The organism is Streptomyces mobaraensis NBRC 13819 = DSM 40847 (genome assembly GCF_017916255.1).
Lineage (GTDB): Bacteria > Actinomycetota > Actinomycetes > Streptomycetales > Streptomycetaceae > Streptomyces > Streptomyces mobaraensis.
This window is the reverse complement of the sequence record NZ_CP072827.1, coordinates 3,142,270-3,167,091: the sequence shown is the minus strand read 5'-3', so window position 1 is coordinate 3,167,091 and position 24,822 is coordinate 3,142,270. Positions and strand designations below refer to the sequence as shown.

General features: G+C 73.0%; 22 protein-coding genes. 10 read left to right on the top strand and 12 right to left on the bottom strand.

Features of this window, described 5'->3' with window-relative positions; all coding sequences use genetic code 11:
- Positions 1-31: 31 nt before the first annotated feature.
- Both J7W19_RS13245 and J7W19_RS13240 read right to left on the bottom strand, forming a co-directional pair.
- Positions 32-1,939: a hypothetical protein gene (locus J7W19_RS13245; RefSeq protein WP_233478104.1), complete on the bottom strand. Its 1,908-nt coding sequence runs from the start codon at positions 1,937-1,939 to the stop codon at positions 32-34.
- A gap of 110 nt (positions 1,940-2,049) precedes the next feature.
- On the bottom strand, positions 2,050-3,306 hold the full coding sequence (locus tag J7W19_RS13240; protein ID WP_004955866.1) for a M6 family metalloprotease domain-containing protein: 1,257 nt from the start codon (positions 3,304-3,306) through the stop codon (positions 2,050-2,052).
- A 246-nt stretch (positions 3,307-3,552) separates the two neighbouring features.
- On the opposite strand from J7W19_RS13240, the gene J7W19_RS13235 reads away from it, so the two are divergent.
- The 3 genes from J7W19_RS13235 to J7W19_RS13225 all read left to right on the top strand — a co-directional run bounded on the left by J7W19_RS13235 (position 3,553) and on the right by J7W19_RS13225 (position 7,328).
- Positions 3,553-4,185: a TetR/AcrR family transcriptional regulator gene (locus J7W19_RS13235; RefSeq protein WP_004955868.1), complete on the top strand. Its 633-nt coding sequence runs from the start codon at positions 3,553-3,555 to the stop codon at positions 4,183-4,185.
- A gap of 262 nt (positions 4,186-4,447) precedes the next feature.
- Positions 4,448-5,965 (top strand): MFS transporter, encoded by a 1,518-nt coding sequence (locus J7W19_RS13230; RefSeq protein WP_004955870.1) that lies wholly within the window; start codon positions 4,448-4,450, stop codon positions 5,963-5,965.
- A 229-nt stretch (positions 5,966-6,194) separates the two neighbouring features.
- Positions 6,195-7,328: an IS30 family transposase gene (locus J7W19_RS13225; protein WP_201768282.1), complete on the top strand. Its 1,134-nt coding sequence runs from the start codon at positions 6,195-6,197 to the stop codon at positions 7,326-7,328.
- 154 nt (positions 7,329-7,482) lie between these two features.
- Here the strand turns inward: J7W19_RS13225 and J7W19_RS13220 are convergent, their stop codons facing one another.
- Positions 7,483-7,989: a MarR family winged helix-turn-helix transcriptional regulator gene (locus J7W19_RS13220; RefSeq protein ID WP_004956094.1), complete on the bottom strand. Its 507-nt coding sequence runs from the start codon at positions 7,987-7,989 to the stop codon at positions 7,483-7,485.
- Positions 7,990-8,133: 144 nt separating this feature from the next.
- Here J7W19_RS13220 and J7W19_RS13215 point away from each other — a divergent pair, with 144 nt between their 5' ends.
- Positions 8,134-8,946, top strand: a complete 813-nt coding sequence (locus J7W19_RS13215; protein ID WP_004956097.1) for a dioxygenase family protein — start codon at positions 8,134-8,136, stop codon at positions 8,944-8,946.
- Between the two features lie 29 nt (positions 8,947-8,975).
- Here the strand turns inward: J7W19_RS13215 and J7W19_RS13210 are convergent, their stop codons facing one another.
- Together J7W19_RS13210 and J7W19_RS13205 are read right to left on the bottom strand one after the other, a co-directional pair.
- Entirely contained in the window at positions 8,976-10,040 is a 1,065-nt protein-coding gene (locus tag J7W19_RS13210; protein WP_004956102.1) for a questin oxidase family protein, read from the bottom strand.
- A 117-nt stretch (positions 10,041-10,157) separates the two neighbouring features.
- On the bottom strand, positions 10,158-10,625 hold the full coding sequence (locus J7W19_RS13205) for a cation:proton antiporter (protein ID WP_004956104.1): 468 nt from the start codon (positions 10,623-10,625) through the stop codon (positions 10,158-10,160).
- A gap of 577 nt (positions 10,626-11,202) precedes the next feature.
- Here J7W19_RS13205 and J7W19_RS13200 point away from each other — a divergent pair.
- A complete protein-coding gene (locus J7W19_RS13200; RefSeq protein WP_152266315.1) occupies positions 11,203-12,201 on the top strand; it encodes a sigma-70 family RNA polymerase sigma factor in 999 nt (332 codons plus the stop codon).
- A 139-nt stretch (positions 12,202-12,340) separates the two neighbouring features.
- On the opposite strand, the gene J7W19_RS13195 is transcribed toward J7W19_RS13200, so the two are convergent.
- A complete protein-coding gene (locus J7W19_RS13195) occupies positions 12,341-13,315 on the bottom strand; it encodes a helix-turn-helix transcriptional regulator (protein ID WP_004947062.1) in 975 nt (324 codons plus the stop codon).
- A gap of 91 nt (positions 13,316-13,406) precedes the next feature.
- Between J7W19_RS13195 and J7W19_RS13190 the strand changes: the two genes are divergently transcribed.
- Entirely contained in the window at positions 13,407-14,951 is a 1,545-nt protein-coding gene (locus J7W19_RS13190) for an MFS transporter (RefSeq protein WP_004947065.1), read from the top strand.
- Positions 14,952-15,055: 104 nt separating this feature from the next.
- Here the strand turns inward: J7W19_RS13190 and J7W19_RS13185 are convergent, their stop codons facing one another.
- On the bottom strand, positions 15,056-15,652 hold the full coding sequence (locus tag J7W19_RS13185) for a GNAT family N-acetyltransferase (protein WP_004947067.1): 597 nt from the start codon (positions 15,650-15,652) through the stop codon (positions 15,056-15,058).
- A gap of 174 nt (positions 15,653-15,826) precedes the next feature.
- On the opposite strand from J7W19_RS13185, the gene J7W19_RS13180 reads away from it, so the two are divergent.
- The 3 genes from J7W19_RS13180 (at position 15,827) to J7W19_RS13170 (ending at position 19,717) form a co-directional block, all read left to right on the top strand.
- Positions 15,827-16,600: a DeoR/GlpR family DNA-binding transcription regulator gene (locus tag J7W19_RS13180; RefSeq protein ID WP_004947070.1), complete on the top strand. Its 774-nt coding sequence runs from the start codon at positions 15,827-15,829 to the stop codon at positions 16,598-16,600.
- Positions 16,597-17,550, top strand: a complete 954-nt coding sequence (gene pfkB / locus J7W19_RS13175) for a 1-phosphofructokinase (RefSeq protein WP_004947072.1) — start codon at positions 16,597-16,599, stop codon at positions 17,548-17,550. The genes J7W19_RS13180 and pfkB overlap by 4 nt, the downstream gene beginning before the upstream one ends.
- 100 nt (positions 17,551-17,650) lie before the next feature.
- Complete coding sequence (locus tag J7W19_RS13170) at positions 17,651-19,717, top strand: PTS fructose transporter subunit IIABC (protein WP_004947074.1); 2,067 nt, start codon at positions 17,651-17,653, stop codon at positions 19,715-19,717.
- Here J7W19_RS13170 and J7W19_RS13165 read toward each other — a convergent pair.
- Positions 19,714-20,829 (bottom strand): P1 family peptidase, encoded by a 1,116-nt coding sequence (locus J7W19_RS13165; protein ID WP_004947078.1) that lies wholly within the window; start codon positions 20,827-20,829, stop codon positions 19,714-19,716. The genes J7W19_RS13170 and J7W19_RS13165 overlap by 4 nt on opposite strands.
- 82 nt (positions 20,830-20,911) lie before the next feature.
- Positions 20,912-22,150 carry a low temperature requirement protein A gene (locus J7W19_RS13160; RefSeq protein ID WP_004947081.1) on the bottom strand — a complete coding sequence of 413 codons (1,239 nt, stop codon included), beginning with the start codon at positions 22,148-22,150 and terminating at the stop codon, positions 20,912-20,914.
- 60 nt (positions 22,151-22,210) lie between these two features.
- Between J7W19_RS13160 and J7W19_RS13155 the strand changes: the two genes are divergently transcribed.
- On the top strand, positions 22,211-22,381 hold the full coding sequence (locus J7W19_RS13155) for a hypothetical protein (RefSeq protein WP_004947082.1): 171 nt from the start codon (positions 22,211-22,213) through the stop codon (positions 22,379-22,381).
- A 35-nt stretch (positions 22,382-22,416) separates the two neighbouring features.
- Here the strand turns inward: J7W19_RS13155 and mscL are convergent, their stop codons facing one another.
- The 3 genes from mscL to J7W19_RS13140 all read right to left on the bottom strand — a co-directional run bounded on the left by mscL (position 22,417) and on the right by J7W19_RS13140 (position 24,780).
- Positions 22,417-22,896 carry a large conductance mechanosensitive channel protein MscL gene (mscL, locus tag J7W19_RS13150; RefSeq protein WP_004947085.1) on the bottom strand — a complete coding sequence of 160 codons (480 nt, stop codon included), beginning with the start codon at positions 22,894-22,896 and terminating at the stop codon, positions 22,417-22,419.
- Between the two features lie 572 nt (positions 22,897-23,468).
- Complete coding sequence (locus J7W19_RS13145; protein WP_004947089.1) at positions 23,469-24,341, bottom strand: S-methyl-5'-thioadenosine phosphorylase; 873 nt, start codon at positions 24,339-24,341, stop codon at positions 23,469-23,471.
- Between the two features lie 121 nt (positions 24,342-24,462).
- Positions 24,463-24,780 carry an FmdB family zinc ribbon protein gene (locus tag J7W19_RS13140; RefSeq protein ID WP_004947092.1) on the bottom strand — a complete coding sequence of 106 codons (318 nt, stop codon included), beginning with the start codon at positions 24,778-24,780 and terminating at the stop codon, positions 24,463-24,465.
- Between the last annotated feature and the right edge of the window lie 42 nt (positions 24,781-24,822).

The following is a 24,822-nucleotide window of genomic DNA, read 5'->3' as shown; positions in this document are numbered from 1 at the left end:
TGCCCCCTCTGGGGGAGGGCCCGGGGCACCCTCACCGCGAAGCGACCACCCGCTCCACCACCACACGATGCCGCACCGCCCCCGTGACGACCGTCAGCTCCCCCGGCACACCATGACCATCCCCCAACCACGCGTACAACCCCGACGCATACGCGGCCGGATCACAAAGATCGACCCGCCCGTCCCCGCCGGGTACGGCGGCCAGCCGCAGCACCTCACCCCCGCGCGTCCGCACGATCCCGCGGTCGACCCCGGTGAGGTACGCGGCGAGCCCGCACCGCGGATACCGCGAGGCGACCTCGTCGGCCCAGGCACCGGGCGGCCCGAGCCGCGGGTCGTCCGGATCGCCGCCCCGGAGGATGACATCGGCGTTCTCCAGCAGGGACGCGTCGGACGTGTCCTCGTGCACCACCGTATGCGCGGCGTCCGCCTCCGCGTCCTCCGGCTCGTACGCGGGATCGGTGTACCGGGCGACGGCCACCTCGGGCGGGTCGAGGCGCAGGACCCGCGTGAGGACGCGGACGGGCGCGGTCCGCACGGCGGGCTGGTGCGCGGGGAGGGGCAGCCGGCCGAGGAGCGCCGGGCGGCCGGCCGGCTCGGGAAGGTCCATCATCCGGTAGAGAACGTTCCGCAGCAGTGCGGCCGAACGCCCCGGCGCCGAGCTCGTCAGCTCCGCCAGAGCGGCGTACGCGCGCGGGTCGTGGGACTCGATCACCTCCGGTATCCGGTGCCGCAGGTCGTCCGACGCCCGCAGGCGCGGCGCGGCCCGCCCGAGCGCGGCCACCGGCGACTCGGGATCGAGGTCGGCTTCGGGGAAGGAGCCGAGGAGAACCGGCCGTCCGATGGCCGCGGCGTAGTACGTGACGCTGCCGTGGTCGCCGATGACGCAGTCGGCGGCGATCAGGGCCTGCCGCCAGTCCTCCAGCGGGTCGACCGGCGTCAGGCCCGCCCGCCGGGCCCGCTCCAGCCAGGCGCGGACCTGGCCGGGCCCGTGCCCGTACCAGATGTTGGGGTGCAGGACGGCGACCGTCCGGTACTCGTCCGCGGGCAGCTCGGAGGTCAGCCGGGTCAGGAGCCAGGACAGCCGGTCCTCCGCGCCGTCACCGAACAGCGCGCGCGGCGCCCAGGTGGAGTTGAGGACGACGAGCCGCTGACCGGGTGCGACGCCGAACGCGCGGCGGAAGCGGTCGCGGTGGGGGAGCGCTTCGAGGATGCGGTCGTAGCAGGGGTCACCCGCGAGGACGGCCGTGGGGGCGGCCTCGGGGCAGGCGGCGCGCAGGCGCCGGAGCTGCTCGGGGTGGGAGAGGACGGTCGCCGCCGCGAGGGGACGTCCTTGGTGGAGCAGCCACTCGGGGCCGAGGCCGAAGACGGGCGCGACCGCCGCCGGAGCGGCGAGAGCGACGGCTCTCGGCTCCCGGCTCCCGGCTCCCGGCTCCCGGCTCCCGGCTCCCGGCTCCCGGCTCCCGGCTCCCGGCTCCCGGCTCCCGGCTCCCGGCTCCCGGCTCCCGGCTCCCGGTGCGGCCAGCCTCTTATTGTAGCCAACCCCATGCGAGAGAACCACCAACTTCCCCTCGAATGCCTCCAGTTCACCCCCGTAACTCGCCGAGATCACCACATCGAAGCCCCGCGCCTCCTCCTTCGCCTGCTCCCACGGCAGCACCGGCAGCCCCACCCCGGCCAGCAGCTCCGGTACTCCCGCGAGAAACGGCGACGACCCGGTGCACGTGACCGCCATCTGCACCCGCAGGTCCCCGTCGAACAGCGGCTTCACATCGAGCAGCCGTGTCGCGGACGTGACGTTGTGGACGACGAACAGCACCCGCTTCACCCGGCCGCGGGTCACCCACCGCGCGGCGTCCGCGCCCACCGGCACCCGCACCCGGCCCGGTGTCCCCACCCGCACCCGTCCCGGCACGTGCTCCCGCACGTCGTCCCGCACCCCCGACCCCCCTCGTCACTCCCGGCGCCGGTGGCAACTGCCCACCGCCTTCCCCGCCACGTTACTGCCGCCCCGTTCGTAGGCGGGCGATCCCCGCGGTCTCCCGGGGATCAGCGCCGCGAACGCGTCACCCGCACCCGCCACTTGCCGTGTGCGTCGCGGCCGAGGACGTCGATGGTGACGCCGTCGATCGTGCAGTGGCCACCGGCCGGGTAGGGAGCGTCGCTCAGGCTCGCCGTGACGTTGGGGTCGGTGGTGTAGCAGCCGCGGCCCTGCGGGGTGGCGTCGGCGGCGCGGATCGGTCCGGTGCCCGAGGGGCGGTCGGTGGCGACGGTGGTCACGAGGACGCCGGGGCGGCAGACCGCGTGGTCGAGGGGGCCGCGGACGCGGGCCTCCAGGGTGACGGCGCGCCGACGGGAGAGGGGGACGACGATCAGCTTGGTGCCGCCGGGGGTCGCGGTGGGGGTGAGGGTGAAGGTGCGGCTGCCGGCGACGGTGACGCACTGCACCTGCCGTGGCGCCAGCCAGCCCAGCTTCCACTTGTGCCAGGCGAGGAAGTCGTTGGACGGCCCCCAGTCCTCGTCCATCGGGTCCCAGTGCCCGACGGGGGAGACGACGCGGTCGCCGCGCCCGGTGGCGTAGAGGTCGGGGAGGCCGAAGCTGTGGGCGTTCTCGTGGACCAGCACGCGGTACGGGCTGTCGCCCGTCTGCCGGCTCCATATGAAGGAGATGTTCTTCAGGGCGGCGCCGTGGCGGGTCCGCAGCCCCGTCGGGGCCCCCGCGAAGGTCACCGAGCGGACGTCCTCGGTGGCCGGCGGCCCGGCGTCCGGGCTGGCCAGGACGTTGACCAGGTCGTAGCGGCGCAGGTCCACCGTGCCGTCGATCGCGGCGACGATCTCCTTGGCGAGCCCGTGGTAGCCGCTGTCGCTGCGGGTGTCGAACGGCGTGCCGCGCCGGATGCCGTACGCGGCGTACGGGCGCGACATGCGGATCCAGCGCAGCAGCGGCGTGGAGCGGTAGTCGAGGCGCCCGTAGGAGCTGGCCCGGTAGTAGTCGGGGACGGCCGGGAAGAACTCGGCGTACCGCTCGCGCGGGCTGCCCCTGCCCGGGGCGTCGGGGAAGTCGATGAAGAGGGTGATCGCCCGTACGGTCCCCCGGGAGCGGGCGTAGCCGCGCGGGGTGCGGGCGCTCTCCGAGACCGAGCGGGTGCCCGAGCGCAGGGCGCAGGGACCGGACGGGGGGCGGCCGGTGGGATCCGGTCCGGCGGCGGGTACCGCCGCCGGCTCGTGGGCGCCCGCCCGGCCCGCCACCGGTGCGGTGAGGGCGAACAGCGCGGCCGCCACCACGGGGATGGCCAGGGTTTTCATGCCTGTCACCTCCTGCCGGGGTGACTAACACCTTGGGTGGTCGTACGTCCGTGCGCTTCCGGGGGTACGGCAAGCGGGGGATGCCGGCCGCTTCAAACGTGACGCACGCCACGTCGGAGATCTCGGCGGAGGGGAAATATCCGGGGAGCCTCTCCCCGTTTAAGCTCTCGTCCCCGCGCAAACGGGGAAGCCTTCCCCGTTTCCCGCAGGACGGAGACCGGCGACAGAAGAGAGAGGAGACCCGTCGTGACCACACCCCAGCCGCGGCTGCGCGCCGATGCCCAGCGCAACAGGGAGCGCATCATCGCCGCCGCGCGCGAAGCGCTGGTCGAGCACGGGGCCGAGTTCTCCTTCGACAAAATCGCTCGACGCGTCGGGGTCGGCAATGCGACGCTGTACCGTCACTTCGCGGACCGCCGCGAGTTGATCCACCATGTCACCCTCTCGGTGATGGACCGCATCGCGGACCGCGCCGAGACAGCACGAGCCGAGGAGCCCGATGCTTTCCGTGCGCTGAGGCGGTTCGTCCACGCCGCGGCAGACGAACGGGTGGGCGCGCTGTGCCCGTTGCTCGACTCCGATGTGGATCACGGCCATCCGGATCTCGTCGAGGCGCGCGACCGGCTCGACCGGAACATCCGGGAGTTGATGGCCGCCGCCCGCGCGGCGGGGCAGTTGCGTTCCGACATCGACGTCGGTGACCTCATGGTGGCGCTCACCCAACTGACCAGACCGCTGCCGGGCAAGGGCTGTCTGGACTTCGACCGGTTCGTCCACCGGCACCTCCAGCTGTTCCTGGACGGCCTGATGACCCCGGCCCGTTCCGAACTGCCCGGTTCGGCGGCGACCCTCGACGAACTGCGCCACAACCGGCGGTAGGTCCGGCCCCGTTGTCAGACCCACCTGCCATAGTCCGACCTGTACGTCCTCCACACCGTCCGCCCCGACCTATCGTTCGACCCGTCCGACCCCACCGGTTCCTCTCTTCTCCCCCCAACGGTCCGAGTCCTTCGCACCATTCGCTTCATCGGCCGTGCCGGCCGCGCCGGGCGCGTAACGCGCGTCACGTCACATCCGCCCTCGGTGCTCCGTCATCCCTTCGGTTCTCGTTCACCTCTCGCATCACTAGGCAGGCCCTTCCATGCCCGACACCACCACCCCGGATCCCCGGCGCTGGAAAGCGCTGATCTTCATCGCCCTGGCCCAGCTGATGGTCGTCCTCGACGCGACCATCGTGAACATCGCGCTGCCGTCCGCCCAGGCCGACCTCGGCATCTCGGACGGCAACCGGCAGTGGGTCATCACCGCCTACGCCCTCGCGTTCGGCGGACTGCTCCTCTTCGGCGGCCGAATAGCCGACCTGTGGGGCCGTAAGCAGACCTTCGTCACCGGCCTCATCGGCTTCGCCGCGGCCTCCGCGCTCGGTGGCATGGCCGTCAACACCGGCATGCTGCTGGCCTCCCGCGCCCTCCAGGGCGTCTTCGGCGCGCTGCTCGCGCCGTCTGCGCTGTCGCTGCTCGCGGTCAGCTTCACCGAGGCGAAGGAGCGCGCCAAGGCGTTCGGCATCTTCGGTGCCATCGCCGGTGGCGGCGGCGCCGTCGGCCTGCTGCTCGGCGGCGTGTTCACCGAATACCTCAACTGGCGCTGGACGTTCTTCGTGAACATCCCCTTCGCCGCCGTGGCCGCCGCCGGTGCCATCGCCGTCATCCACGAGCCCGAGGGCAGCCGCAACCCGTCGAAGCTCGACATCCCCGGCGTCATCCTGGCCACCCTCGGCCTGGTCTCGCTGGTGTACGGCTTCACCCGCGCCGAGTCCGACGGCTGGACCGCCGGTCTGACGCTCGCCCTGTTCGCCGCCGCGGTGCTGCTGCTGGGGGCGTTCGTCCTCGTCGAGGGCAAGGTCAAGTCGCCGCTGCTGCCGCTGCGCGTCGTCGCCGACCGCAACCGGGGCGGCGTGTACGGCGCGCTGGGCCTGGCCTCGATCGGCATGTTCGGCCTGTTCCTCTTCCTGGTCTTCTACCTCCAGGGCATCAAGGGCTACAGCCCGATCACCAACGGCCTGGCGTTCCTCCCGATGATCGCCACCATGATCACCGGCTCGACCCAGATCGGCGCCCGGCTGATGACCCGGGTCCCGGCCCGCTGGCTGATGGGCCCGGGCTTCCTGACCGCCGCCCTCGGCATGGCGTGGCTGACCCAGATCGACACCGACACCTCGTACGTGACGGGCATCCTGCCGGGCCTGCTGCTGATGGGCATCGGCATGGGCACGGCGTTCATGCCGGCCATGAGCCTCGCCACGCACGGTGTCCAGGCCCGTGACGCCGGTGTCGCCTCCGCGATGGTCAACACCTCGCAGCAGGTCGGCGGCGCGATCGGCACGGCCCTGCTGAACACGCTGGCCAACAGCGCCAAGGACGACTACGTCGCGTCCCACCGCGCGGGTGCCACGACGAAGGAGGCCATCCAGGTGCTGGGCATCAAGGCGACGGTGCACAGCTTCCAGGTGGGCATCGCCTGGGCCACCGGCATCCTGACGCTGGCCGCCCTGGTGGCCGTGGTCTTCGTCAACGCCGGCCGGCCGAACGCCGCGGCCGCGGCGGGCGCGGGCGACGGCGAGGGTGCCGTCGAGGACGCGGTTCCGGTGATGGCCCACTGAGTCCGCCGGCCCCGCCGAGGCCCGCGCCGCCCGGCGGCCGCGGCCCCTCGGGGTGGGCATGGGGCTGAACGAGGCCCGAGGCGAAGCCCCCGCACGGAGCGATCTTGGGTTCTAGTGGTCGTCGCAACACCCCAGCTCAGGGGATGCGATGGACTTCAAGATCCGTGAGAGCCGCAGGGAACAGGGCCCACGGAAGCTGCACCGGGAACGGGAGGAATACTTCCGGCTCATGCAGCTGGGATTCGGTAACGCGGAGGCGAGCCGACGCGTAGGTGTCAACCCTCGGACCGGCCGTGAGTGGCGCAACGGCCGGCCCGAGGGCCGCAGGAAGCCGCCGAGGCTGCCCGCACACGCTGTGCGGGCGCCCTCGCTGTCGTCCCGGTACCTGACCGAGACCGACCGGATCCACATCGCCGACCGGCTGCGGGAGAAGGCATCGGTGCGGGCGATCGCGGCCGAGCTGGGCCGCAGCCCCTCCACGGTCAGCCGCGAGATCCGCCGCAACCGCCACCCCGTGGGCGGGCAGTACCGTCCCCACGCTGCCCAGGCCCGCGCCGATGCCCGCCGGCCCCGCCCCAAGCAGGGGAAGATCGCCCGCAACCCGGCACTCCGGGACTTCATCCAGCGCCACCTGAGACGGCGGTGGAGCCCGGAACAGATCTGCAACGCTCTGCGGGCACAGTTCCCGAACCGGCCGGAGATGCACGTGGTCCACGAAACCGTCTACCAGGCCCTCTACATCCAAGGACGCGGCGAACTGCGCCGCGAAGTGGCCCGCTCCCTGCGAAGCGGCCGGGCCATGCGCAGGCCACAGCGCCAGGCCGCCTCGCGCCAGCCGCGCTTCACCCACCCCATGGTCATGATCAGCGAACGCCCCGCCGAGGCCGAGGACCGGGCGGTGCCCGGCCACTGGGAAGGCGACCTGATCATCGGCAAGGACAGCGGTTCCGCGATCGGCACCCTGGTCGAGCGCGCCACCCGCTACGTGATGCTGGTCCATCTGCCGGACGGCCGCGGTGCCGAGCAGGTCCGCGACGCGCTCCAGGAGACCGTGCAGCGGCTTCCCACCCACCTGAAACGGTCCCTGACCTGGGACCAGGGCAGCGAGATGGCCGCCCACCACGCTTTCACCATCGCCACTGATGTCCCGGTCTACTTCTGCGATCCCGCCAGCCCCTGGCAGCGCGGCTCGAACGAGAACACCAACGGCCTCCTGCGGCAGTACTTCCCCAAGGGCACCGACCTGTCCGCCCACAGCCGTGAAGACCTCGACGCCGTCGCAGCCGAACTCAACGGCCGCCCACGCAAAACGCTCGGCTGGGAAACCCCAGCCGAGCGCCTGCATAAACTGCTTGCGGCCTGATCAACACGACCACGTGTTGCAACGACCCCTAGAAACCGCCGATCCGCGCGGGGGCTTCGCCGTGCTCGCGGCGGCCGTACCGGAGTGGTCGCCTCCGGAACAGCCGTGCCGGGAAGGGCCGTTCCCGAGGGGCGCGCACCCCGAAGGCCCCCGCTCAGCGCAGCCAGGGCAGGTCCGCGCCGGCCGGTTGCAGGCCGCTCGCGATGGTCGAGCAGATCGCGCCCAGCTCGGCGACCTGCTCGGGCGTGAGCCGGTCGAAGATCGCGGCCCGGACCGCGGCGACATGGCCGGGCGCCGTCCTCCGCAGCACCTCGAACCCCTCGTCCGTGAGCACCGCCACCTGCCCGCGCCGGTCGGAGGGGCAGTCCTCGCGCCGCATCCAGCCGTTCTTCTCCAGGCGCGCCACGGCGTGCGACAGCCGGGACCGGGTGATCTTGACCTGCTGGGCCAGTTCGGTCATCCGCATCCGGCGCCGCGGGGCTTCGGAGAGCTGGACGAGCAGCGCGTAGTAGATGTGCGGCATCCCCGCGTCACGCTGGAGCTGGCGGTCGAGATGGTCCTCCAGGAGCGTGGTGGCGTGCAGGTACGCCTGCCAGGTCGCCTGCTCCTCGGCGGAGAGCCAGCGGGGCTCCGCCGGGTCCGTTGCGGGTTCTTTCCTCATGGCATCCACTGTTCCACTCGTCGGTCGGCCGGGCGGCCCCGCAGCGATTCTTGAAGTCTAAATAAAGTCGTTCTAAAGTGAAGCTGTAGAGCTTGAAAGTTCAAGCAAGTTGATCAAGTCGATCGGGCGAGCTCAGGAGCGACCATGCGGGACATGCAGGACACGCAGGGCATGCGGGACGGCGCCTCTGCCGGGCGGATGCCCGCCCTCTACCTCTCCCATGGCGCCCCACCCCTCGCCGACGACGCGCTCTGGCCGGGCCAGCTCGCGGCCTGGTCGGCCGAGCTGCCCAGGCCCCGCGCGATCCTCATGGTCTCGGCGCACTGGGAGGAGGCGCCGCTCGCGCTCGGCGCGACCCGGACCGTCCCGCTCGTCTACGACTTCTGGGGCTTCCCGGAGCACTACTACCGCGTCCGGTACGCCGCCCCGGGTGCCCCCGCGCTGGCGGAGCGGGTCCGCTCCACGCTGCGCGGCGCCGGACTGCCCGTGCGCGACATGCCGGAACGCGGGCTGGACCACGGCGCGTACGTACCGCTGGTCGAGATGTACCCGGACGCCGACATTCCGGTACTCCAGATGTCGATGCCGTCGCTCGACCCGGTGCGCCTCATGGAGATCGGACGCCGGCTCGCGCCGCTGCGCGACGAGGGCGTGCTGATCGTCGGCAGCGGCTTCTTCACCCACAACCTGGCCGCCCTGCGGCACCAGGGCGGCACGCCCGCCTGGTCCGCCGAGTTCGACCACTGGGGGCGGGAGGCCCTGGAGGCGCAGGACGTCGACGCCCTGCTGGACTTCACGAGCAAGTCGCCCGCGGCACATCTGGCGCATCCGCGTACGGAGCACTTTGCCCCCCTCTTCGTCACGTTGGGGGCGGCCGAGGGGCAACTCGGCAGCCAGCGCAGTGTGATCGACGGGTTCTGGCTGGGGCTGGCCAAGCGGTCGGTGCAGTTCGGCTGACGGCCGCCCGGCAGCCGTGAGGCGCACCCTCACGCGCCCAGCGGCGCGATCAACTCGACGGCGCGGGCCGTGGCGGCCAGCGCCCCCGGCGCCGCCTCCGGGTCGGCCGCGGCGACGTCCAGCGCCGTGTCCGTGAACTTGATCGCGTGCTCGTCGCCGTGCTCCGCCGCCCGCGCGAACGCCTCGGCGGCCGTGGCGGGCGCCGAGGCGACCGGCTCCGACGGCCCCGGCGCCGGATAGGCGGCCGTCACCGACGCACTGGCCTCCCAGGCCGCCCGGAAGCCGGGCACCCAGAGCTCGCGGGGGAGTGCGGGGAGGGCGCGCAGGACGGCGTTGGGCGCGGTCGCCGCGTGGATGAGCATGACCGGCGAACCATGGGCCCGCTCCCCGTAGCGCAGCACCGCCTCCCGGACCAGCTCCGCCAGCATCCCTGGCACCTCGCCGGGACCGGCGGGCGGGCGCACCGCGTTCGCGGCGGCGGGCCAGCCGGGGGTCTCCGGCAGCTGCGCGAAGCGGGCGCGGATGCCCCGCGAGGGGTCGGGGACGCCCGGGACGCCCGCCAGCGCGGCACCGATCCCGGCTGTCCCCGACGGCGTCACCGGCGCGGCGAGCGGCTGGTGGCGGGCGGCCCAGTAGCCGAGCGCGTGCCCCAGCTCGGCCAGCCGCGGCCCGGTCCGGTCCCCGTCGAGCAGCGCGCGGACGGCGTGACCGGTGCGGATGACGGGGTGCGTCGAGCCGCCCGTGATGCCGGGCAGCAGCCGCGGCCACCACTCGGCGAGTACGTCCCGCCACGGCCGTTCGGCCAGGGTCCGGGTGAAGTGGTCGATCCAGTCCCCGAGCCGGGCGGGGTCGCCGAGTGCCGTGCGCCACGAGGCGTCGGCCGTCCCGTCGATCCGGACGCCGGTGCGGCCCGGCATGTCCTCCAGCCGGTGCCGGTACGCGTCGAGCCAGCGGTGGACGCGTGGCGCGTGCCCGTGCCGGACCAGCGCCTCGACGGTCATGGGGGCGTGGTTGGTCAGCCACCCCTCGAACTCCGGACCCTTGGCGTGAAGGCGTTCGAGGGCCTCGTCGAATGTTCCGGTGGTGTCGGTCATGACGCCACGCTAAGCCTCTCCCGTCACACCGGTAACGGCCTGCGGACGTACGCCTCCGGACTTCGGCCACCTTCGACCGGCGCCCGAACGTGCTCTTCCAGGAAGGGAGTTGACGGGCTATCGGCGGACGTGGCGCTCGTTCCAGTGGAAGAGGTAGTACGACGTCAACCCGACGAGGACGGCGAAGCCGAGCCCGATGCCGAGGGAGCGCAGCCAGGACCCGCCGGCCACGCTGTGCAGGAACCCGAGGGTGCTGCCGGCGAGCGCGCCGTACGCCGCCGCGCGCACCTCGGTGATCATCGCGTTGCGGTCCCGCACCAGCAGGTACCCGATGCCGGTGGCGACCGCGGCGGTGGCCAGGCCCAGCAGCCAGCCGCCCAGCTCGGAGAAGCCGTTCTCGTGCGCGAGGAACGTGGTGTACAGGAAGAGGACGAACCCCAGGCAGGCGGGTACGGCCCAGGCGGGACGGCTCCGGTCGGGCACCGGGCCCGCCCGCGTCCCGCGCACCGGGAGGCGGGCGCCCCTGGGCACCGGGCCGGGGCCCTCCGGGGTGTGGTGGGAAGGCAGGATCGCGTGCGCCGGCATGGCAGGGCTCCTCTCGTCCGTCCGGGGAACCGGTCGCGTCCGTCCGGGGGAACCGGCCCCTGAGAACCAGCGCACACCCGCGCCCGCGCGGCGGCAAGTGGATCAGCGGAACGACGCGTTCCGCCACCTCCGCCGGGCCCGCGTGACGCGGCCCGACGACGCTCGCACTCTGTCACCTCTGTCGTGTGCCCTCCCGGCCCCGCCCGTCCGCGCAACCGTCAGGCGCCCCGGGCCGTCCTTGGAGGTGTCGGACGCGCCCCGAGGTGCCCGGGGCGTTCTTCCGAGGCCGCGGGGAAGGCGTCAAAGGTGACGGCCGTCTCAGTGGACGCGATGGTCACGGCCCGGATGAGGATCCTCCACGGCCGTCGGCCCTGCTCTGACCAGGGCCTGACCAGGACGTCCACCGGTCCGTCCGGCATGCGTGCCCGCGTGTGGCGGGACAGGGTACTGCATGATCGTAAAAAAGAAGGCGACTCCTGGGAATTCTGTCCGGATTCCAGTCGTTCTTTCCTTCGGACGGGTTCGCTGAGTGCGAGCCCCCACCATCCCGCGACCGTCTCATCGCAAGGGAGTACGCATGGCAACCCGTGCCGTCGCCCGTCGTCAGCCCGCAGCCAAGGGCGCCGACGAGGCAAGCAGTGTTCGCGCCTCGAGCGGGGAGATCGCCGATCGCGACCTGGTCGGCATGTACCTGGACGAGATCGCGCGGACGCCCCTGCTCGACGCCGCGAAGGAGGTCGAGCTGTCGCAGGCCATCGAGGCGGGCGTGTACGCCCGGCAGATCCTGGACGGTCTGGAGTCCGGCGAGGCGGGGGGCGCCTCGCGCGAGGAGCTGGAGGCGATAGCCGACGAGGGCGCCCGCGCCAAGGACGTCTTCATCAAGTCGAACCTGCGGCTCGTGGTCGCCGTCGCCCGCCGGTACCCGCGCAGCGGGCTGCCGCTGCTCGACCTGATCCAGGAGGGCAACGCCGGCCTGGTCCGCGCGGTGGAGAAGTTCGACTACACCAAGGGATTCAAGTTCTCCACGTACGCGACCTGGTGGATCCGCCAGGCGATCACCCGCTCGATCGCCGACCAGTCGCGCACCATCCGGCTCCCCGTCCACCTCGTCGAGGAGCTGGGCCGCATCCGCCGGGTGCAGCGCGAGTTCAACCGGGAGAACGGCCGCGACCCCGAGCACGCCGAGATCGCCGCGGAGCTGGGCACCACGCCCGAGCGCGTGGGCGACGTCCTCGACTGGGCCCGGGACCCGGTCAGCCTGAACATGTCGGTGGACGACGAGGGCGAGACCCAGTTCGGCGACCTGCTGGAGGACACCTCCGCCGTGTCGCCGGAGCAGTCGGTCATCGCGCTGCTGCGCAGCGAGGAACTGGAGACCCTCATCGGCCGGCTCGACCACCGGACCGCGTCGATCATCAAGGCGCGCTACGGGATCGAGGACGGGCGGGAGCGCACGCTGACGGAGGTCGGCAAGCAGCACGGGCTCACCCGGGAGCGGATCCGGCAGATCGAGAAGCACGCGCTTCTGGAGCTGAAGAAGATGGCCCACGACACCGGGTTCGACGCGGCGGCCTAAAAGGGCATATCCTTATAGATCGGACCCCGGCGCCTCCCCCCCTGCGCCGGGGTCCTTCTCTTGCCCCGGGCTTTCCCGCTCGTCCCCGCGCTCGTCCCCGGCGGTCGCGCCCCCGCTCGGGCCCGTGTCGCCCGCCCCGCTAACGCCCGGCGGTCCCGCCCGCCGCCCGCGTGATCCGCTCCCCGAGCAGCCGGGTGCACGTGATCAGCTTCTCCGGCTCGTGCACTTCGAACTCGCAGCCGAGCATCGCCAGGTGGATGGCCACCCACTCGACGGAGTCGGCGCACTCCGTGTCCAGCCGGCAGGTCTCGTCGTCGACCGGCCGGGGCGCCCCCATCCAGTGCGGCAGCCGGCCCGCGACGGCCGACACGGGCGCGTGCAGCGTCACCACCATCCGCAGCTCCGGCTGCCGCCGGGACGTGGGGCCGCTGACGAACTCCGCCGCGTTCTCCGCGGGCAGCTCGCGGGGCTCGAAGCGGGCGCCCGTCGGGAAGGGGTCGCTGACCCGGTCCACCCGGAAGGTGCGCCAGTCCTCGCGGTCGTTGTCGTAGGCGACCAGGTACCAGCGGCGGCCGGTGCTCACCAGCCGGTTCGGCTCCACCAGCCGCTTGGTCTCCACGCCCTCGCCGGTGCGGTACGAGAAGCGCAGCCGCTCGTTGCCCGTCGTCGCGGCGGCCATCACGGTGAGCGTGCGCGGGTCGACCGTCGCGCCGTCGCCCCAGGTGAGCGGCACGGTGGCGGCCTGCAGGGCGGTCACGCGGTGGCGGAGCCGGGACGGCAGCACCTGTTCGAGCTTGGCGAGCGCCCGTACGGACGCCTCCTCGATGCCCTCCACGGCGTGCCCGGCCCCGGCCCGCAGGCCCACCGCGATGGCCACCGCCTCCTCGTCGTCCAGGACCAGCGGCGGCATCGCCGCCCCGGCGGCCAGCCGGTACCCACCGACGGCTCCCATCGTTGCCTGTACGGGGTAGCCGAGGTCGCGCAGCCGCTCGATGTCCCGCCGGATCGTCCGCGGGCTCACACCGAGCCGCTCGGCGAGTTCGCTGCCCGGCCATTCGCGTGGGGTCTGCAGAAGGGAGAGCAGATTCAGAAGCCGTACGGGTGTGTCGGTCATAACGCCAGCGTGCCAGGCATCTAGGACACAGCTTGACCTAGACGGGATCTAGCGTGGGACACCCGGAACCCGAAGTGGAAGGCAATACCCCGTGAGCTCCCCGAGCACCGATCCGAGCACTGATCCGAGTATCGAACCGAGTACCGGTCCCGGTGCGGATGCGCCCGTCGACCGCCGCCGCTGGATCGCGCTGGCCGTCGTGCTGACCGCGTCCTTCATGGACCTCGTCGACGTGACGATCGTCAACATCGCGATGCCCAGCATCAGCCACGACCTCGGCGCCTCGTTCAGCGTCCTCCAGTGGATCACCGAGGGTTACGCCCTCGCGTTCGCCGCCGGTCTGATCACCGGCGGCCGACTCGGCGACATATACGGACGCCGGCGGGTCTTCCTGCTCGGCATGGGCGGCTTCACCCTCGCCTCGATGCTCTGCGGTCTCGCCGGTGACCCGCACCTGCTGGTCGCGGCCCGCGTCCTCCAGGGCGGCACCGCCGCGCTGATGGTGCCCCAGGTGCTGGCGATCGTGCACTCCACCTTCCCGGCGCACGAGCGCGGCAAGGTCTTCGGCATGTTCGGCGCCATCGTCGGACTGGGCGCCGTCTCGGGCCCGATCCTGGGCGCGCTGCTCACCGAGTGGAACATCCTCGGCCTGGAGTGGCGGCCGATCTTCCTGGTCAACCTGCCCGTCGGCATCGCCGGCCTGATCCTCGGCCGCCGTTTCATCGCCGAGTCCAAGGCCGAGAACGCGCTGAAGCTCGACCTCGTCGGCGTCGCCCTCGCGACCCTCGGCATCGTGATGTTCCTCTACCCGCTCACCCAGGGCCGGGAACTGGGCTGGCCGCTCTGGGGCTTCCTGCTGATGGGCGGCAGCGCCGTGGTGCTGGGCCTGTTCGTCGTCTACGAGCGGTACAAGAAGCGGAAGGACGGCTCGCCGCTGGTCGAGCTCTCACTGTTCTCCGTGAAGAGCTTCGCCGCCGGTATCGGCGTCCAGCTGGCCTTCGGCGTCCTCACCGGCATCTACTTCCTCTGCTGGACCCTGTACATGCAGCTCGGCCTGGGCTGGAGCGCGCTGCGGGCCGGTCTGACGGGCATCCCGTTCTCCATCGCCGTGTCGGTCACGGCCGGCATGTCCGTCCAGAAGCTCGTCCCGCGCTTCGGCCGCAAGGTCCTCCAGGCGGGCGCGCTGGTCATGGCCGCCGGAGTGCTGCTCTACATCTGGGAGGCCGACCGCTACGGCGCCGACATCACCTCCTGGCAGATGGCCCTGCCGCTGACGGTGATGGGCGCGGGCATGGGTTTCGTCGTCGCCCCGCTCACCGACGCCGTCCTCTCCGAGGTGCCCCGCGAGCACGCGGGCTCGGCGTCCGGCCTGATAAACACCACGCAGCAGCTGGGCAACGCGATCGGCCTGGGCCTGGTGTCGGTGGTCTTCTTCGGCGTCCTGGACGAGGACGCGGTCGCGAGGGGCCGGGCCGCCACGGCCTTCGGCGACGCGTACGGCAACGCCCTGTGGTGGGTCACGGGCCTGCTCGTCCTCGTCTTCCTGCTCGTCTTCGCGCTCCCGCGCCACTCCCGCACCGAGGCTCCGGTGGCGGACGCGGCGCCCGCGGAGAAGGGCGAGCCGATAGCCGCGTAACGGCCTCGGGGACGGGTATCGACGCGCCGGCCTCCGCCAGGGCCGCCACCGTGAGGGGGGGGTGGCCCGGGCGGAGGCCGGCGCGTTTTCCGTGCTCCCGTGGCTCACCCGCGGTCGAGGCGCCTCACGAGCCGCTCCCGCACCGACGGCCACTCCTCCTGCAGCATCGAGAACTGGACGCTGTCCCGCCAGCTCCCGTCCGGCCGCTGCCGGTGCCGCCTGAGCGTTCCCTCGTGCACGGCCCCGAGCCGCCGTACCGCCGCCTGGGACCGCTCGTTCAGGTGGTCGATCTTCCAGTAGACGCGGCCCATGCCCAGCTCCTCGTAGGCGTGCGTGAGCAGCAGGAGCTTGCTCTCCGTGTTGACGGCGGTGCGCCAGTACTCCCGCCCGTACCAGGTTCCGCCGATCTCGACCTCCTCGTGGAGGCCGCTCGCTCCGAAGTAGCAGGTGATGCCTGCGGTCCGCCCGCTCGCGAGGTGGACGACGGCGAACGGGACGCAGGCGGGGTCGGCGAGCCTGTCCTCGACGATGCTGTCGAGCTCGTCCTCTGTGCGCGGGGTGAGGTGGAACGTCCAGCGCCAGACCTCGTCGTCGCCGCCGAGCGCGCGGAACAGGTCGGGGACGTGCGTGTGATCGAGGGGTTCCAGCCGGACGTGCCGGCCGGTCAGGGCTGTGGTGCGGGTGGGCAGCTTCGCGATCATGGCTCAGGAACGTAGGGGCATGTCGCACTAGGAGCAAGGCGGATTCGCACTAGTGCGTAAAGTCGTGTCTGTTTCTGCCCGGACGGCTTCCGGGAGTGTTTACTTCGCGTTCAAGCCGCCCGTATTCTGCCGCTGATCCCACACAAACGGGCCCAGGAACGGAAGCGATCCCACATGTACGGACCGGAACGCCAGCAGGAGATCCTGCGGCTCGCGCGCGAGGACGGGCGGGTGGACGTGCTGTCGCTGGCGGAGACGTTCCAGGTCACCGCCGAGACCGTGCGCCGCGACCTCAAGGTGCTGGACCGGGCGGGGCTGCTCCGGCGCGTGCACGGCGGCGCGATCCCCGTCGGCCGGCTGGACTTCGAACCGGACCTGGCGGAACGCGAGGCCACGGCGGCGGACGAGAAGGACGCCATCGCCAGGGCGGCCCTGGCCGAACTGCCCGCCGGCGGCAGCGTGATCCTGGACGCCGGGACCACGGTCGCCCGGCTCGCCGCGCTCTTCCCGCTGGACGTCGACCCGGCCGCCGAGCTGACGGTCGTCACGCACGCGCTGCCCGTCGCCGCCCGGCTGGCGGACCATCCGGGCATCGCCCTGCACCTGGTCGGGGGCCGGGTACGGCACCGTACCCGGGCGGCCGTCGACGCCTGGGCGCTGCGCGCGTACGGCGAGGTCGCGGCGGACGTCGCCTTCGTCGCCACCAACGGCTTCTCGGCGGACGGCGGGCTGACCACCCCCGACCTCGCCGAGGCGGCGGTGAAGCGGGCGACGATCGCCGCCGCCCGGCGCGTCGTCCTGCTCGCCGACTCCGGCAAGTTCGCGCAGCGGCACTTCGCCCGCTTCGGCGACCTCTCCGACGTCGACCTGCTGATCACCGACACCGGGCTGAGCCCCGAGGACGCCCGGGAGATCGAACGCCGCGGGCCGGCGGTGATCCGCGCGTGATCCTCACCGTCACCCCCAACCCCAGCCTCGACCGCACCTACGAGGTTCCCGCGCTGCGGCGCGGTGCCGTCCTGCGCGCGGCGGCCGACCGGGTCGACCCGGGCGGCAAGGGCGTCAACGTCTCGCGCGCGGTCGCCGCGGCGGGGCGCGCCACCACGGCCGTGCTGCCGCTCGGCGGCGCGGAGGGCACGCTGCTGGAACGCCTCCTCCGCGAGCAGGGCATCGACGTCGCGGGCGTCCCCGTGTCCGGTGCGACGCGGGTCAACGTGGCCGTCGCCGAACCCGACGGCACGCTCACCAAGGTCAACGCCGCCGGCCCCGCACTGACGGCCGCCGAGGCCGAGGCACTGCTGGGCAGCGTGGGGGACCGGTCGGCGGGCGCCGACTGGATCGCCTGCTGCGGCAGCCTGCCGCGCGGACTCGCGCCCGAGTGGTACGGGCGGCTGGTGGCCCGCGCCCACGCCGCCGGGGCCCGGATCGCGCTCGACACCTCGGGACCGTCCCTCACCGCCGCCCTGCGCGAACGCCCCGACGTCGTCAAACCCAACACCGAGGAACTGGCCCAGGCCGTCGGCCGCCCCCTGGCGACGGTCGGGGACGCCGTCCGGGCGGCGGAGGAACTGCGGGGCCTCGGCGCGCGGGCCGTCCTCGCCAGCCTCGGCGCGGACGGCCAGCTCCTCGTCGACGGCTCCGGCACGTACTACGGGACGGCCCCGGTGACGCGCGTCCGCAGCAACGTCGGTGCGGGCGACGCCTCCCTGGCCGGCTTCCTCGCCGCCGGCGGCGACGGTCCGGACGCCCTCGCGTCGGCCCTGGCCCACGGCGCGGCGGCCGTCCGGCTGCCCGGCAGCGCGATGCCCGCCCCGGGCGACCTCGAACCGTCCACGGTGACGGTCACCCGGGACGTCCCCGGCGACCGCGTCCTGACCGAACCGGCGCCCGGCGTCTGACGCCGCCGCCCCACCGGCCCTCTCACTCCCCACTCTTTCCCCCACACCTTCCCCCCACCCGACAGCCGGCAAGGCGCTACCGCGAGCAAGGGAGCCCGCGATGAGCAATGCGACGAGCGACGCGACGAGCGATGCGACGAGTGAACTGATCACGGCGGACCTGGTCGACCTGGACCTGACCGCCGACACCAAGGAGGCGGCCGCCCGGTCCCTCGCCGTCCGCATGCGGGACCTCGGCCGCGTCACGGACCTGGAGGGTTTCCTGGCCGACGTGGCGGCGCGCGAGGCCCAGATGCCGACCGGCCTCGACGGCGGCATCGGCATCCCCCACTGCCGCAGTGCCCATGTCACCGCGCCGACCCTCGCCTTCGGCCGCTCCGCCGCCCGCGTCGACTTCGGCGCCCCCGACGGCCCGGCCGACCTGATCTTCCTGATCGCCGCCCCGGCCGGGGCGGACAGCGACCACCTGACGATCCTCTCGGGTCTCGCGCGGCGGCTGATGAACGAGGAGTTCACGGGGGCGCTGCGCACGGTGGGGGACGCGGGGGAGGCCGCGGCGCTGATCCGGGGCGACGCACCGGCACCCGCTCCGGCCCCCACCGCCGACCCCGATCCTGGACCCGCGCCTGAGCCGGAGCCTGAGCCTGGACCCGAGCCTGGGCTTGCGTCCGAGCCTGCGCCCGCGCCCGAACCGGAACCGGGACCGGAACCCGAATCGGAGCCCGAACCGGCACCCGAGCGGGCGTTCCGCCTCGTCGCCGTCACCTCCTGCCCCACCGGTATCGCGCACACGTACATGGCCGCCGAGGCGCTGGAGCGCGCCGCGCGGGACGCGGGTGTGGAGATAGCCGTCGAGACGCAGGGGTCGGCGGGGTTCACCCGCCTCGACCCGGGCGTGATCGTCGCCGCGGACGGCGTGATCCTCGCGCACGACGTCGAGGTCCGCGACCGGGACCGCTTCGTGGGCAAGCCGGTCGTGGACGTCGGCGTCAAGGCGGGGGTGAACCGCGCCGCCGAACTGGTGGCGGAGGTACGGGAGAAGGCCGCCCGCGGGGACGTCCGCGCGCCCCGGCCCGCCGTGCCCATGGACTCCGGCGCCGAGGGCGGCGACGGCTTCGGGACGCGGCTCCGCAAGTGGCTGATGACGGGCGTGAGTTATATGGTGCCCTTCGTCGCGGCGGGCGGTCTGCTGATCGCCCTGGGCTTCGCCATCGGCGGCTACGAGGTCGACAAGGCCCCGTCGGTGGCCAAGCACTTCGTCTGGACCGAGTCCGCGAGCTGGGCCGCGCTCCTCTTCCAGACCGGAGGCGTCGCGTTCGGCTTCCTGGTGGCGGTCCTGGCCGGTTTCATCGCGTACGGGATGGCCGACCGCCCCGGGCTCGTCCCCGGTTTCGTCGGCGGAGCCATCGCGGTGACGGTCAGCGCGGGCTTCCTGGGCGGACTGATCGCCGGTCTCCTCGCGGGCGGGACGGTGCTGGCCGTGCAGCGGGCGCGGGTGCCGGCCGTGCTGCGCGGGATCATGCCGGTGGTCGTCATCCCCCTGGTGTCCTCGGCGGTCGTCGGTTTCCTGATGTTCCTGGTGGTGGGGAAGCCGCTCGCCGCGCTTCAGACCGCGCTGACGGACTGGCTGAGCGGGCTGGACGGCACCAACGCCGTGTTCCTCGGCGCGCTGCTCGGCCTGATGATGTGCTTCGACCTCGGCGGCCCGCTCAACAAGGTCGCCTACGCCTTCGCCGTCGGCGGCCTCGCCGACCCCAACGACGGCAGCCTCAAGGTGATGGCCGCCGTCATGGCCGCCGGCATGGTGCCCCCGCTCGCCCTGGCCCTCGCGACGACCGTGCGCGGCCGGCTCTTCACCCCGGCCGAACGGGAGAACGGCAAGGCCGCCTGGGTGCTCGGCGCCTCCTTCATCACCGAGGGCGCCATCCCGTTCGCGGCGGCCGACCCGCTGCGCGTCATCCCGTCGGCGATGGCAGGCGGCGCCGTCACCGGCGCCCTCTCCATGGCCTTCGGCTGCACCCTCCGCGCGCCCCACGGCGGTGCCTTCGTCGTCCCTCTGATCGGCGCCCCCTTCCTCTACCTCCTCGCCATCGCCGCCGGCACGGCGCTGAGCGCCGGACTGGTCGTCCTGCTGAAGAGCGCGACGGCCCGCGGCGCCGCGCACTAGCCCTCGTACAGCTCCCGGTAGGACGGGAACACCCCGCCCGGGCCGTCCACGCTCTCGGCCGCGAGGGCGGCCTTGGCCACGGCTCGGGTCAGGGCGTCCGCGCCGGCGGCGAGGATGTCGTTGAAGGCCATGAGGGCGGAGACGCCGGCGGGATCCGCGCTCTGGCCGGCGAGCACGGGGCGGGCGCCCGTCGCCAGGGTGAAGACCGTGTCGCCGTCGGTGAGGAGGTGGACCGGCCGGACCGCGCGGGCCAGCCCGTCGTGGGCCGTACCGGCAAGCTTGTGCGCCTGGGCGCGGGTGAGGGCGGCGTCCGTGGCGACGACGGCGAGCGTCGTGTTCAGCGGCTGCCGGACCGCACCCGCCGTCCGCCGGGCCGTCTCCTCCCGGGCCGCGGCCAGGGCGCGCCGCGCCGCCGCGTGCCGCGCGGGGTCGGGGTAGCCGACCCGCTCGCCGGCGTACAGCCGCCCGTACAGCACCCCCGTCGCCGGATCGGCCACCGAACCCACCGCGTTGACGGCCGCGAGCGCCGCGACGGTGACCCCCGAGGGGAGCACGAGGCTCGCCGTGCCGATGCCCCCCTTCATGCCTCCGACGACGGCACCCCGGCCCGCTCCCACGTTGCCCTCCACCACCGGCGTACCCGGGGCCGTTCCCGCCGCCGCCTCGATCGCCGCCCGGCCGAGGGCCGCGTCGGGGCGGGCGCGCCAGGCGCCGCCGCGGCCGAGGTCGAAGAGGGCGGCGGCGGGAACGACGGGCACGACCTGGGCCGGGTCGGGGCCGACCGGTACGCCGCGGCCGGCCTCCTCCAGCCAGGCCACCGCGCCGGACGCGGCGTCCAGGCCGAAGGCGCTGCCACCGGTGAGGACGACGGCTTCGACCCGCTGTACGAGGTTCCGGGGATCGAGCGCGTCCGTCTCCCGGGTGCCGGGGCCGCCGCCCCGGACGTCGACGGCCGCGACCGCGCCACCCGGTTCGGTGAGCACCACCGTCGTCCCGGTGAGAGCCCCCGGCCCGGCCAGTTCGGCGTGCCCCACCCGGAGCCCCGGCACGTCGGTGAGCGCGTCCAGCGGTCCGGTCCGTACGGCGTCCCGTGTGCTGTCGGTGTCGGTCATGGGCCCTGCGTACCACGACGGCCCCGGACCGCACCCGGCTTTCGCCGGCCTCTTCCCGGTCTTCGGTCCCGCCCCTGCTTCCTCATCTCACCCTCTGTCGCGGCCCACCCCCTCGCTCCTCCTCCTGCCCCAGCGCGGTTCCGCCCCGCGCCGTCAGGGTGACGCCCACGGCGACGGTGGCGGTGGCCACCGCCCCGGCCAGCAGGACGGCCCAGCGCCCCGCGAAGGTGCAGGCCAGGACCAGCACCGCCGAGACGGGGAGCACCGCCTGCTGGAGCGGGCCGCGTTTCTGGTGCCGGGAGTGGATCAGCCACACCGTGAACATGAAGAGCGCCGCGGCGAGCGTCACCGTCCCGGAGGCCGCGAACGTCGAGACGTGGGCCTTGCCGGTGGCCTCCTCGATCGCCACCTCGATACCGGCCCCGATCGCCGCGACCGAGCCGAAGACGAGGTAGTGCCCGTAACCCCAGAGGAACGCCTGGCGGTTGGAGATCAGATGCAGGTGGATGGGGACCGCGAAGTAGATCCAGTAGGCGGCGAAGATGATCAGGAGGCCGCCCGCGGCGATGGGCAACAGGACACCCAGCGCCCGGTGTTCGTCGACCGCGGACTGGACGGCCACGGTGGCGGCCGACACCGTCTCACCGAGCACGATGATGGTGAACAGGCCGTAGCGTTCCGCGATGTGGTGCGGGTGCCAGCCGGTCTGGTAGTCGCGCTCGGCCCAGACCGGGACGGCCATCTCGCATATCGCCATCCCCAGGAACAGCCAGGATCTGGCGCCGTCGGGCAGGAACAGCAGCCCCAGCCAGCCCACTTGGCAGGCGGACACCCCCGCGGCGTACCGCAGCGCGGTCCGGCGCTCGCGTCCGGTCGTGGAGAGGCCGGCGCGCAGCCACTGGGCCACCATGGCCAGCCGCATCACCAGGTAGCCGAACCAGATCACCCGGAAGTCGCCGGAGTCGAAGGCGCGCGGGATCCCCGCGGCGAACACCAGCACCCCCGCGATCTGGACCAGCGTCATGCCGCGGAACAGCACGTCGTCCGTGTCGTAGGCGGAGGCGAACCAGGTGAAGTTCATCCAGGCCCACCAGATGGCGAAGAACATCATCAGGTAGCCCTGGACGCCGTGACCCGGATGCGCCTCGACCAGCGCGTGCACCAGCTGCCCGCCCGCCTGGGCCACGGCGACCACGAAACAGAGGTCGAAGAACAGCTCCAGGGGGGTGGCGACGCGGTGCTCCTCGTCCCGGCCCCGGGTGGTCATCCGGCGCAGTACGCCCGAGCCCGCCGCGAGCCGCCGACGCGGCGTATCGCTCATGCGGCGATTGTCACCGCTCGCGACGGGCGCCGCGACCGGGGCCGCCCGTACCCTGGTGTCATGAGCAGCACCGCCCCCGAACCGAAGCCCGCGGCCCTGATCTTCGACGATCCGCTGGACCGGCAGTCGACGGACGACACCGACCGCGGCTGGGGCGAGAGCTCCACGGGCCGGGACTCCGCCGCCGACCTCGCCCGTTTCCTGGACGAGAAGCCGCCGCACCACATCTGACCGCGGCGGCCGTGCCGCGTGGGAGGCCCGGTCGCCTACCGCTGCGCCGGTACGGAGTCCGAGCCCGGGCCGCGCCGCTGCTCGACCAGGGTGTCCCTGATCTGTGCGAGCAGTTCGATCTCAGTGGGCTCCGCCGGGCCGTTCTCGTCCGGACGGCGGGCCGCCTGGCGGTCCTGCCAGCGCTTCATCGGCAGCAGCATCAGGAAGTAGACCACCGCGGCGGTGATCAGGAAGGTGAGCGAGGCGCTGAGCACCGCGCCCCACTGGATGTAGACCCCCTGGGTGACCTCGCCCGAGGCCTTCCTGGCGCACGGGCCCTTGAGACAGGCCGCGTAGCGGTCCAGGTCCTTGGTGCCGAACGCGCCGACGATGGGGTTGATCACGCCCTTGACGACCGAGTTCACGATGTTGGTGAACGCCGCGCCGATGACAACGGCGACCGCCAGGTCGATCACGTTGCCCCGCATCAGGAACGCCTTGAAGCCTCCAAGGATCCCTGTCTTCTTCTCGCTCACCGAACGGCCCTTCTCTGTGCGCCTCTGTACCGGAATGGTGGGTTCCATAACATACGAGACGGTCCGGCCGGTCTGTCCAATCCGCCGCCTCGATCAGCGGCGCCGGAGGCGTCGGCCGGAGCCTCCACCGGGACGTCAGCGCAGGCCGCCGTACGCGAGCAGGGCCCAGCACAGGATCACCACCCCGGCCGTGAGCAGGGCCTGCCCCGCAGCCCGTCCCGCAGTCTTCCCCCGAACCCGCCGCCCCACCCGCACCGGAGCGAAGTGCGGCACCTCACAGGCGGGCGGCGGCGCCCACGACGGCCTGGGCCGGGCACTTCGCGGAACGGGTGGGGAGGGCGAGGTCGGGGAGACGTGTGAGGAGGCGCAAGAGGGAGGGCGAAGGGGAGAGGGCATGGCAAACACCGCCTAGCGTGGGGGAGTTCCGACCACCGACGCCCTCTACGATCCCGGGTTTCCGCACGGCCCGCTCGGACCTGTGGACAAATCCCGAGGCTGTGGAAAACCTCGGCCTCCCCACGGGCCTCCCCACGGGCCTCCCCACGGGCCGCTCCGCGCCCCCACCCCGTCCGTCAGGGCAGCTTGATCCCCAGCTCCCACCCGTCGTGCACCCGCACGCACAGGCAGTCCCGGTCGGCGGTCGCCGGCAGCCCCCCGACCACGTCGAAGAGCACACCGCGCAGCCGCTCCACGTTCGCCGCGAAGACCCGCAGCACCTCCTCGTGCGTCACGCCGTCGCCCGTCTCCGCCCCGGCGTCGAGGTCCGTGACCAGCGCCATCGACGTGTAGCAAAGGCCCAGCTCACGGGCGAGCGCGGCCTCCGGGTGGCCGGTCATGCCGACGACCGACCAGCCCTGCGCCGCGTGCCAGCGCGACTCCGCCCGGGTCGAGAAGCGCGGTCCCTCGATCACGACCATGGTCCCGCCGTCCACCGGCTCCCAGTCCCGGCCGCGCGCCGCCGCGAGCGCCGCCGCGCGTCCGGTGGGGCAGTAGGGGTCGGCGAAGGCGAGATGGACGACCTCGGGGACGGTGCCGTCGGGGAGCGGCTCCCCGTCGAAGTAGGTCTGCGTCCGGGACTTCGTCCGGTCCACGAGCTGGTCGGGCACCAGCAGGGTGCCGGGCCCGTACTCGGGCCGCAGCCCGCCCACCGCGCAGGGGCCCAGGACCTGGCGGACGCCCACGGAGCGCAGGGCCCACAGGTTGGCCCGGTAGTTGATGCGGTGCGGCGGCAGGTGGTGGTCCCGGCCGTGCCGGGGGAGGAAGGCGACCCGGCGGCCCGCGACCTCGCCGAGGAACAGCGAGTCGCTCGGCGGCCCGTAGGGCGTCTCGACAGTGATCTCGGTCACGTCGTCGAGGAAGGAGTAGAACCCCGAACCCCCGATGACCCCTATCGCCGCCCGCGCCCCGCCTGTCTCGCCCGTCTCGGGCATGCTCATGTTGACCATGGCGTCACCCTAGCCGCGCACCCCGCGCGCGCACCGGGCCTGGCGGAACACGACACGGAGCCCGCCGCCCCCTCTGCGGGGGCGACGGGCTCCGTGTGAGCTGTCCGGTTGAGTGAGTGCCTCAGGCGGCGGACGACGTCGTGGCCGTCGAACCGCTGCCCGACGAGGACGAGCCGCTCGTCGACGACGTGGACGAGGCGGTCGAAGACGAGGACGAGGACGTCTTCGAGGACGACGACGCCGGCGTGCTGCTGGACGACGAGCCGCGGCTGTCGTTCCGGTAGAAGCCGGAGCCCTTGAACACGATGCCGACGGCCGAGAACACCTTCTTCAGGCGTCCGTCGCAGCTGGGGCACACGGTCAACGCGTCGTCGGTGAACTTCTGCACCGCCTCAAGGCCCTCGCCGCACTCGGTGCACTGGTACTGGTAAGTCGGCACTTCTCCTCCTGGCACTCTCACTCAATGAGTGCTAACGATGCT